Origin of the sequence: Microcystis sp. M179S2 (genome assembly GCF_020245805.1) — a bacterium.
Taxonomy (GTDB): Bacteria; Cyanobacteriota; Cyanobacteriia; order Cyanobacteriales; family Microcystaceae; genus Microcystis; species Microcystis aeruginosa.
On the sequence record NZ_JADBUE010000255.1, the window covers coordinates 1 to 9,848 of the forward strand.

General features: G+C 41.9%; 13 protein-coding genes. 5 read left to right on the plus strand and 8 right to left on the minus strand.

The genetic code is table 11. From position 1 onward, the window contains the following. Positions 1 to 189: 189 nt before the first annotated feature. The 5 genes from cbiD to IM500_RS15685 form a co-directional block, all read right to left on the minus strand. Entirely contained in the window at positions 190 to 1,314 is a 1,125-nt protein-coding gene (gene cbiD / locus IM500_RS15665; protein ID WP_190719650.1) for a cobalt-precorrin-5B (C(1))-methyltransferase CbiD, read from the minus strand. A 191-nt stretch (positions 1,315 to 1,505) separates the two neighbouring features. Next, positions 1,506 to 1,844, minus strand: a complete 339-nt coding sequence (locus IM500_RS15670) for a HepT-like ribonuclease domain-containing protein (RefSeq protein WP_008206140.1) — start codon at positions 1,842 to 1,844, stop codon at positions 1,506 to 1,508. After that, on the minus strand, positions 1,841 to 2,131 hold the full coding sequence (locus IM500_RS15675; RefSeq protein WP_002800547.1) for a nucleotidyltransferase family protein: 291 nt from the start codon (positions 2,129 to 2,131) through the stop codon (positions 1,841 to 1,843). The genes IM500_RS15670 and IM500_RS15675 overlap by 4 nt, the downstream gene beginning before the upstream one ends. Before the next feature lie 65 nt (positions 2,132 to 2,196). Further along, positions 2,197 to 3,015: a hypothetical protein gene (locus IM500_RS15680; protein WP_287738909.1), complete on the minus strand. Its 819-nt coding sequence runs from the start codon at positions 3,013 to 3,015 to the stop codon at positions 2,197 to 2,199. Positions 3,016 to 3,413: 398 nt separating this feature from the next. Next, positions 3,414 to 4,181, minus strand: a complete 768-nt coding sequence (locus IM500_RS15685; protein WP_190719657.1) for a DUF6816 family protein — start codon at positions 4,179 to 4,181, stop codon at positions 3,414 to 3,416. A gap of 35 nt (positions 4,182 to 4,216) precedes the next feature. On the opposite strand from IM500_RS15685, the gene era reads away from it, so the two are divergent. The 5 genes from era to IM500_RS15710 all read left to right on the plus strand — a co-directional run bounded on the left by era (position 4,217) and on the right by IM500_RS15710 (position 8,788). After that, the gene (gene era / locus IM500_RS15690) at positions 4,217 to 5,173 is read left to right on the plus strand and encodes a GTPase Era (RefSeq protein ID WP_190719660.1); all 957 of its coding nucleotides are present in this window, start codon (positions 4,217 to 4,219) and stop codon (positions 5,171 to 5,173) included. A gap of 157 nt (positions 5,174 to 5,330) precedes the next feature. Next, positions 5,331 to 6,008: a uracil-DNA glycosylase family protein gene (locus IM500_RS15695; RefSeq protein ID WP_002750869.1), complete on the plus strand. Its 678-nt coding sequence runs from the start codon at positions 5,331 to 5,333 to the stop codon at positions 6,006 to 6,008. A 3-nt stretch (positions 6,009 to 6,011) separates the two neighbouring features. Continuing rightward, positions 6,012 to 6,557 (plus strand): 16S rRNA (guanine(966)-N(2))-methyltransferase RsmD, encoded by a 546-nt coding sequence (gene rsmD, locus IM500_RS15700; protein ID WP_149987704.1) that lies wholly within the window; start codon positions 6,012 to 6,014, stop codon positions 6,555 to 6,557. A gap of 544 nt (positions 6,558 to 7,101) precedes the next feature. Then, a complete protein-coding gene (gene thrC, locus IM500_RS15705; protein ID WP_002783420.1) occupies positions 7,102 to 8,406 on the plus strand; it encodes a threonine synthase in 1,305 nt (434 codons plus the stop codon). Between the two features lie 106 nt (positions 8,407 to 8,512). Further along, on the plus strand, positions 8,513 to 8,788 hold the full coding sequence (locus tag IM500_RS15710) for a MoaD/ThiS family protein (RefSeq protein WP_045362343.1): 276 nt from the start codon (positions 8,513 to 8,515) through the stop codon (positions 8,786 to 8,788). 212 nt (positions 8,789 to 9,000) lie between these two features. On the opposite strand, the gene IM500_RS15715 is transcribed toward IM500_RS15710, so the two are convergent. The 3 genes from IM500_RS15715 to IM500_RS15725 are packed head-to-tail and all read right to left on the minus strand — an operon-like array spanning position 9,001 to position 9,611. Then, positions 9,001 to 9,291 carry a hypothetical protein gene (locus tag IM500_RS15715; protein ID WP_223211756.1) on the minus strand — a complete coding sequence of 97 codons (291 nt, stop codon included), beginning with the start codon at positions 9,289 to 9,291 and terminating at the stop codon, positions 9,001 to 9,003. Beyond that, a complete protein-coding gene (locus IM500_RS15720; protein ID WP_061431120.1) occupies positions 9,279 to 9,458 on the minus strand; it encodes a hypothetical protein in 180 nt (59 codons plus the stop codon). The genes IM500_RS15715 and IM500_RS15720 overlap by 13 nt, the downstream gene beginning before the upstream one ends. A gap of 27 nt (positions 9,459 to 9,485) precedes the next feature. Further along, on the minus strand, positions 9,486 to 9,611 hold the full coding sequence (locus IM500_RS15725; RefSeq protein ID WP_261779675.1) for a hypothetical protein: 126 nt from the start codon (positions 9,609 to 9,611) through the stop codon (positions 9,486 to 9,488). Between the last annotated feature and the right edge of the window lie 237 nt (positions 9,612 to 9,848).

A 9,848-nucleotide genomic window follows, 5' to 3' on the forward strand; every position in this document is an offset into this window, starting at 1 on the left:
ACGAGCGAAACAGGTGCAAGATTTTGAGAGAATCGTCGTTCAAAACCTTGCGTCTTCATCGGCCCGCGTCCTGTAGGGGCGAAGCATTCGGGCAATAACCTATCGGTGAAACCGTAGATTTTCTATCCGAATGCTTCGCCCGTACTTTTTCAGCAAGCCCTAAAGATTCCCACGATCATAGCACGGTCACTAGGGAGTGACTTGTAGATTTTGCAAAAATTTAAGGCCATTTTCGCTTTTGCTGATCAAAGAACGAGAGCGATCGAATAAAATACAACCGACCCTAAGATGACCGTTACTGTGGTTATAAACGTATTCTTGGCAACGGCGATCAATCGTATTAGCCATTTCTCCATAGATGCGTTCCACCCAATTATCGCCCGTTTGCCGGTCTAATTGACGCAGATATTCCAGACCGTTTTCGCTGGTGCTACTGTCAAAAATTTGCTGGAGATGGGGGGTAGCTAAACCCATTTTAGCGGCGTAGGCGGTAAGAATTTCCCGACGACCATCGGCGAGATGATGGTGAGTCTGAAAGATTCCCCCGGCAAGTTTAATTAATTTACCGTGATAACCAAACAAAAGAATTTCAGAGATTCCCTGTAATTGTGCCTCTAATAACATCGGCCCGATCCAATTGGCTGTTTTTACCAAAATATCAGGATTAATACCCATTTGAGGGGCTAAATCTAAGCCATTTTCCCCGATACAAAACACCAAGCGATCGAAACGACGGGATAAATTTTTCAATTGCTCGCGAAAGATTTCCAACTGTCCGGGAGCGCTGAGGGGTTGGGAAATGCCAGTGGTACCCAACAAAGATAACCCCTCTACCACGCCAAAAGCGGCGTTAGAAGTCCTTGTGGCCAGTTTTTTGCCTTCTGGAAGGATAATCGTCACTTTGATGCTTTCTTGGGGCAGTAACAGGGGTCTGAGGTTTTCTTGCAGCAGACGCTGGGCATAACTATAAATAGCTGATTTTCCGCCATTATCAACCTGGATGCCGATTCCTTCGCCGCCTTGAATCTCTATCTCTTGATTACCCGTCTTTATTTCTACTAACGCCCATATAGGGGTATTTCTAGTTAAATCTAAATTATCCCCCGGATCGCTGCGGGTGATGGCTAGGGCAGCATCGGGGTTCAGTCGGGCAACTTGTTCGATGGCAATTGTAACGGCTTCTGGCGGTTCTAAAAGATTAAAAGTAACGGAATTTAGCTCATTTTCGCCGTGGAGATGCTGGAGAGATGCGATCGCACTGGCACAGGCAAAAACCGGTAAAGTGTAACCCGAACGGGGTGGGGAGATAGACATAAATAGGGTTGATAGCCAATCAAATTAGCCGTAATCTGATTATAGAACTAGGGGGCAACCGCTGCTATTTTTGATGATTCTTTGACATCCTCACCACGCTATCTTTTTAAGGATAGTGGCTGAATGGGTTTGATACTTGACCAAAAAAATGCCTAATCGCTTAGGTCTTACCTCCATGTTGTCAACTGATTTTAATTATTTTCATTAGCAATAATTTGCTGAATTTGTTGTTTTAATTTAGGTAAATTATCTTTAATAACTCCCCAAACTTCATCTACATTGATTCCCGTGTAGCTATGGATTAAAATATCTCGAAACCCTGCAATTTTACGCCAAGTAATTTCAGGATATTTTTTTCTAATCTCAGGAGAGAGTTGTTTAACAGCTTCTCCAATGACTTCAAAACAGCGAATCACAGCATCTTGAATTAATAAGGATTGATAGAATCTGTCTTTTCCCTCCTGTGTATAAGATTCGATTCGTTCAATTCTGTCTAAAATATCACCTAAATAAATTAAGTCATCATTCATAAAGGAATCACCTCTTTCATGATTCTTTCCCGAAAACAATCTCGTAAACTGTTAATAGTAGCCACATCAACCTTACAGCCTAAATAATCTTCTAAGTCTTGAATTAAACCAATTCTATCTAATAAGTTGCGCCCTTGTTCCATTTCTACTAAAAAGTCAATATCACTGTCATTGCTGTCTTCTCCTCTGGCAACTGATCCAAATATTAGAATATTAAATGCTCCATGTTTTCGAGCAATTTTTATAATATTTTCTCGTCTTTCTTTAAGAAGTTGATAGCGTTTCATTTTCATAATTTCCCGAATCACTCAATAATTTTTTGGGCAAGCAATATTAATTTTTCCTACAATAATTATAGCATTTTGCCCGTACATAACCAATATAAGGGTTCAATTAGGCCAAAAGGTTGCCATTCTTGAGGATTTCTAATCACGGCCGATGTTCCCTCTTTACTTTTTGATTGAATAATTGAATTTGGTTCGCAATATTTACCAAATACTCCGAAGGATGAAGTGGTGAAATATTCGACTTTTCCCTTGTCCTCCTGAGTCCAATTTTCTAGAATTTCATACATTTTAGGAAAGCGTCTTTGCACCAGACCACGAGGATCATCTCGATTAACCCAAAGTTCTGATAAATCACATTTCGTGACAGTAAAAGCGATACGACAACCTTGAGGGTTACGCTGTGTTAAATCTGTAGTAAATTTTTCTAAAGACTTAGCATATACCTCATCTTCTCGATGAGATGTTCCATCTATTGGTAAGAAATATCCACCTATATCACTAAATAAATCATCATAATATTCTGTGAAGCTATGAGATGATGAAAACTTTCTAATATCTCTCAAGAGATTATCTGGCATATCGTAGATAGCAAATGAAACTTTTTCTGTATTTTTAGTCCAAAATAATCCTTTTATTTCCAGAGTAATAGTAAAACTATATAAAGGATGATCGTAAAATTGTGTTACTTCTAACATCACTTGCTCTTTTAAAATGTTTTCTGCCTTATAACTCAATTTTCTTTCATACGAGTCCGCACTAATCGGTGTTACTTGACAAGATAAAACCTTTTTAGATTTTACCTGATGTTTTTGATGATAAGCTAAAGTCGCAAGATAAGTGCTTAATCCTGCTGCAGAAGAACCTATACCTATGATAATAGTCATAACATTACCTCAGAGAAATAGTGTGTTTAAAAAGGTTGAACAACTAGACGATTAACCCCACCTACAAACCCATCAAAGACCAATTCAAGAAAAAGAAACTTAGCTCACATTGAGCAATTAATGGCGGTGGGAGCCTCACTTTCTTGGCCGAGTAAAAGGCAGTATAACTGAACTTCCCCGTTGACAAAAGGCCATAACATCTGCTGTAGGAGGGATTAAGAGTATTCAAGCAAATCGTCCCCAAGTCCTTCAATAAAGTCCGAAAACTAGGTCCGGGAAAGTTCTCTTAATTCCTTTTGGACATAATCTTAGGTTTTATGGCTAGGATTGTCTCTTGTCTTTTTTCTCCTCCTGTCTCCTCATCTAAGGGAAGATTGTTGATTTTTACAGGAGTTCTATTAATCTTTCAGCAATTGTAAGCGATAACGATACAAAGCCACAGGACGATTCGGCGCTTGGAAATAATCAGGAGATTGGGGGGAAAGATAAATGGCTGTCACCTGATCGCCTAGAATTTTATTAGGAGATAATAACTGATAGGCGGTGGTGGTTTCCACCTCATTAAGATAAGTATTGGTTTCTCCCCGGAAAATTTGTTGACTAATTTCTGTGGCAATAAATTGATTTCGGCTAGGAGTTTCGCTATTTCTGGCAATTACCGTGGAAATTAGTTGATGAGCGCCCCGTAAAAAGGTAATCTGACGATTGGGATTATTGGGGTCAGTTTTTACCGATAATACCGATTGATTACCTAAATAGGCGCGACTAATTGCTAAACCATTAAAGGATCGATCGGCCACAGTTGATGGTTTACTGATAATGGTGGATAAAAAGGCAGCATTTATCGGTCTGGACATAGCTTTCTCAATGAATCTCACTGGAAACTCGATCGATTGTTCTAGGTAACGACGATTACTTTCAAAACCAGGTGTGATAATCTGGGGAGCAAGAGGAGCGGTTAAATCGATCAGAGTACTGGTGACAGTCCAATTGCCTACCATCCAATCGGGATAAACTAAATCTCCGCTGGCAAAACTAACCACCGGTTTAGTCATCCAGCGAGGATAATCGGTTAAGCGATCGCTTAAATTTCCTGCCATAGACAATTTTAAATGGTTACTACAGCCTAGAATCAATACTAACAAGAACAAAATTATCCTTTGCATGGGTAAAAATATTTTTTAAGTAATATTCTTTAATTATGAACGATTTGATCAACTCCCAAGCCTTTAATCTCGATTCGGCAGTAATTCCCATCGCACCCACTGGTTTTAAATCGGGTTTTATTGGCATTATTGGTCGTCCTAATGTGGGCAAATCCACCCTGATGAATCAATTAGTGGGACAAAAAATCGCCATTACTTCTCCCATCGCTCAAACTACCCGCAACCGTTTACGCGGCATTGTCACCGGCGAGCGCTCCCAGATGATTTTTGTCGATACCCCCGGCATTCACAAGCCTCATCACGAATTAGGCAAAGTTTTAGTTAAAAATGCCGAAAACGCCATAAATTCTGTAGATTTAGTTTTACTTGTTGTCGATAGTAGTAATTTTTTGGGTAGTGGCGATCGCTATATTGCCGATTTACTGACTAAAAACCAAACTCCCACGATTTTAGGGCTAAATAAAGCCGATCAGCAACCGGAAGACCCGGAGCCTATCGACGATAGTTATCGCACCTTAGCGGCGGAAAATAACTGGCCTCTGCTCAAGTTTTCGGCACTGGAGGGGACGGGAATCGAAGAACTGCAAAATCTGTTAACTGATTCCCTCGAAGTCGGTCCCTATTACTATCCCCCCGATTTAGTCACCGATCAACCGGAAAGGTTTATTATGGGCGAATTAATCCGCGAACAGATTTTACGGCAAACCCGTCAGGAAATTCCCCATTCTGTGGCAGTGGTGATTGAACGCGTCGAGGAAACTCCCGCTTTAACCAAGGTTTTTGCCGCCATTAACGTGGAACGAGCTTCCCAAAAAGGGATCGTCATCGGTAAAAATGGCAGTATGTTAAAAGCGATCGGCTCTTCGGCTCGATCGGCTATTCAAAAGTTAATCGCCGGGGAGGTATATTTAAAATTATTTGTGAAGGTAGAACCAAAATGGCGACAATCTCGCTCACTTTTAGCAGAATTTGGCTATCGCACCGAGGAGTGAATTGGGGTGTAGGGTGTAGGGTGTAGGGTGTGGGGTGTGGGGTGTAGGGTGTGGGGAGAAGGAAGAATAAATAAAAATAATCTCCTGAAGACTGAAGACTGATAATTTTCATTTTTGTAGTAGAATGGAGAGCCACTAATAACCGATTTCTGGAATAATGACCGATATTAAAACCCTAATTAAACAGGTACACCAAGAGGCAAAAAAAGAGGATTTTCCCATCGATACCCTAATTTACCAAGAGGCCAAAAAAGACCCCTTTGAACCGGTTTTGTATGCAGGTAATCTGGCTAGTCAGTTATGCTTTTTTGGGCGGGATTTAGGACGAGATGAAGTGTATGCAGGACAACCTTTGATCGGGGCTGCCGGTAGAATGGTGAGAGAGGGATTTTTTCAAGCTTGGCAGGGGAGAAAATCTCATGATCGTCAAGAGTTATTATCCGTGTGCGATCGAATTTTCCTAACTAATACAGTTCCCTACAAACCTCCGGGTAATAAAGCTTATTCTGGGGAAGTGAAAGATCGTTTTCGTCCATTTATAGAAAAACTGCTCGTTTTTTATTGGCAAGGTGATCATATCATTCCCCTTGGCACGGAAGCTTTTAAATGGTTTGAACCCTACGGTAAACCGAAAGAAGTAGATAAATTCTATCTTGATAAAGAACGCTTTACCAAAAAACTGCTAGTTACCCTTACCGCTACCGATGAAGATGGATTAAAACAGCAAAAGAAAGTGACTTTATTGCCTCTCCCCCATCCCTCTCCTCTCAATCAAAGATACTATGCTCTTTTTCCTGATTTATTACAAAAAAGATTAACTGAATTTGCCTTTTAACTAATGAGAATTTACGGCAATCGTCCCATAAAAACCCTAGCAGGACAATTAACCCGTCCGACGACAGCAAGGGTGCGAGAAGCTTTATTTAATATCTGGCAACAGAAATTATCCGGCTGTCGTTGGTTGGATCTTTGTGCGGGTAATGGTTCCATGGGTGCGGAAGCTTTATGTCGAGGTGCGAGTCTAGTAATCGGAATTGAACAATCAGGACGCGCTGGCGAAATTATCAAGGAAAATTGGCGCAATTTAGCAACTTCTCCCCAGCAATTCCAAGTAATTCGGGGGGATGTACTGACAAAGTTAGCCACTTTAGCGGGGAAAAGTTTTGATTTAATTTATTTTGACCCTCCCTACGAAAGCGGTTTATATTTACCGGTACTAACTGCCATCTCTCAATTTAATTTATTAGATTCTCTGGGGGAAATTGCCGTGGAACATAATCCCAAATCTTGGCAAGCAATTAATCTAGAAGGTTTAACCATTTGTCGTCAGAAACGCTACGGCAATACCACCTTAACTTTTTATCAAAAAGCAGATGTCTCCTGACCACTGACTCTTAAGGTTTGATCCCCCCTGCCCCCGTAGGGTTGATTCATGAATCAACCCTACCTTCCTAGGGAGAAGGGAGAATAAATAAAAATAATCTCCTGCCGACCGCCGGAAATGGTCAATTTTATTTGGCAACCCAGAAAAATTATTATTTCTCAACAAAATCACATAATTTGTCACTTTTCTTGACAATTATCCTGAGCAACCCGAGAAACTTTCTGGCAACCGCAGTTAATCGCCCCCTGTTTAAGCTATTTAAAGAAAAATCAGAGCTTATTTCGATAAAATTCGCAGTAAATAGGCTATAGCCTCCTAAAACACTTAAATCCCTTCTCCTAGTCCTTTTTTTGACCTAAAACTACCCCGAAGTTTCCTGACACAGCAGCTTAACCATCTCCCCTTAACCCTTGCTGCTCCCCAGATTATCCCCTAATTTTTGTATAAATTTATACCCGACAAAAATAGTCGGGTATATTTGACACCAAGATTTTGGGAGTGATAGGATGCTTGTAGATTCAGTTGACGGCAAGACAGGAAAATCATGACCCTAGCGACAAACATCGAAACCTCAAAATTCATCCCCACCTTTACCCGCTTGGTTTCTAAGGAAGGAGGGACTTCTTACCCCCTGAAAGCGCTGAATATCTGCGAAGAAACCTTTGCCCCCCTGGAAGTGGACTACGATTACGACCTCATCCGTCGCACTGTCACCAGAGAAAGCATTCAAGCAGGTCCCAATTCCATCTGGCGCTATCGTTCCTTTTTGCCGGTGGAAAGTGAAAATCCTATCGATGTGGGTACGGGTATGACTCCCCTAGTTAAATCCCACCGTTTAGCCCGGCGCTTGGGTCTAAAAAATCTCTACATTAAAAATGATGCCGTCAATATGCCCACTCTCAGCTTCAAAGATAGAGTGGTATCCGTCGCCCTTACCCGCGCCAAAGAATTAGGTTTTACCACCGTTTCCTGTGCTAGTACGGGAAATCTGGCCAATTCCACCGCCGCTATTGCCGCTCACGCCGGTTTAGACTGTTGTGTTTTCATTCCCTCCGATTTAGAAGCGGGTAAAATTCTCGGAACCCTAATCTATAATCCCACGGTAATGGCGGTTAAAGGCAATTACGATCAGGTCAACCGTCTCTGTTCAGAAGTGGGCAATACCTACGGTTGGGGTTTTGTCAACATCAATCTGCGTCCCTACTATTCCGAAGGTTCCAAAACCTTAGGCTTTGAAGTGGCCGAACAATTAGGCTGGAAACTCCCCGATCATATTGTCGCACCTTTAGCCAGTGGTTCCCTCTTTACCAAGATTTATAAAGGCTTCCAAGAATTCGTCAAAGTCGGTTTGGTGGCAGATAAAGCAGTGCGTTTTAGTGGCGCTCAAGCGGAGGGTTGTTCCCCCATTGCCCAAGCTTTCAAGGAAGGACGGGATTTTGTCGCCCCAGTTAAACCCAATACTATCGCCAAATCGATCGCTATTGGTAATCCCGCCGATGGTGTTTATGCCCTTGATATTGCGCGTAAAACCGGCGGTAATATTGAATCCGTCACCGATGCCGAAATTATCGAAGGTATTAAACTTTTGGCAGAAACGGAAGGTATTTTCACGGAAACCGCGGGCGGTACAACTATCGCTGTCTTGAAAAAATTAGTAGAAGCGGGTAAAATCGACCCCGAAGAAACCACGGTCGTTTATATCACTGGTAATGGTCTAAAAACCCAAGAAGCGGTACAGGGTTATATCGGTGAACCCCTGTTAATCGAACCGAAATTAGAAAGCTTTGAACGGGCCCTAGAACGTTCCCGCACCCTCGAACGCCTCGAATGGCAACAGGTTCTCGTCTAGAATTGATGTTCGGGGATGATGGGGCAATTATTCCCTTGCCTCATCTCCACAAGCAATTTAAATTCGCGCGCAGCTTACCGTCCTTTCCACTTTTTCCTTGATATCTATGGCTGTAAAAGTTCTCATTCCTACTCCCCTGCAAAAATTTACAGAAAATAACGCTACCATCGAGTGTAGTGCTAGTAGTGTCGGTGATTTAATCGAATCCTTAGAAGCAAGTTTCCCCGGTATTAAGGCCCGCTTATGCGATGAAGAGGGCGCACCCCGGCGCTTTTTAAATTTCTACGTCAACAGTGAAGATATTCGCTTCCTCGATGGGACAAAAACCCCCTTAAAAGATGGCGATGAAGTCAGTATCGTTCCTGCGGTGGCTGGAGGTTAACGTCCCCATAAGTTTGTTTTCCGTCAATTGTAATTAGACCCCTAGAAAGTGATGTTTTCTGGGGGCTTTTGTTTAGGTAAGTTCTAAGCTGCCCGCGCATTTAAGTAGGGAGGCAGAATTATTTGTAGGATGGGTTAGCGGTAGCGTAACCCATGCGGGCGTTGGGTTTCATGCTTCAACCCAACCTACGTTCTACACTAGCAATATTTAGTTCATTTTTCGGTATCTTTTGAGACTTTTTTATCGGATATTTTCCAAGTCCGTCCTTGACAGTAAACTTGGCCATCTTTAATCTGAACGCCAAAAACCTGACGGGCTAATTGTAAAATTTCTTTACGTTCTTCATCGGTTAAATAATCATTTCCTTTTCTTCCGCTAGGGCAGATTTTTTGGTCGCCTCCTGCTTCTAGATAACGCTGTCTTCCTTTGGCTGCAATTTCGCCAATTCTTTCGTATTCTTGCTGTTGAAGTTCTGTCGGTTTTTTCATGGTTAAAGCATCCATTCTAGGGGAACAATTTCGCCATTAGGCAATAAGTATGATCTGGGCAATGTTAGACTAGAAGTAATGATTAGCCAAGCTCCATTATCTTCATCATAGACTCTAAAGAGCAGGAGTCCCAAAGTTTCAAGAGCATTTAAGACAAGATACTGTTCTTCTGTAGGTTCCACTTTTCTAAATAATTATTGTGATGATTTTCAATTATCTGGTAGATAAATTACCCCTTTAGCAATTCTTCCCTCTGTTCCTAATGTCTTGGCAGGAATTTCTAGGTTATCGGTGGAATCTATATAGGGTTTGCTGAAAAAGTACGGGCGAAGCATTCGGATAGAAAATCCACGGTTTCACCGATAGGTTATTGCCCGAATGCTTCGCCCCTACAGGACGCGGGCCGTTGAAGACGCAAGGTTTTGAACGACGATTCTCTCAAAATCTTGTACCTGTTTCGCTCGTAAAGCCACAAAACCCTTACCTTGCCTAGATTTCACATTTATTCAGCCAGCCTACTTATAGAGGAGAGGCACTCATGCAACAGGCAAGAGGCAAAAGGGGGAATAAAT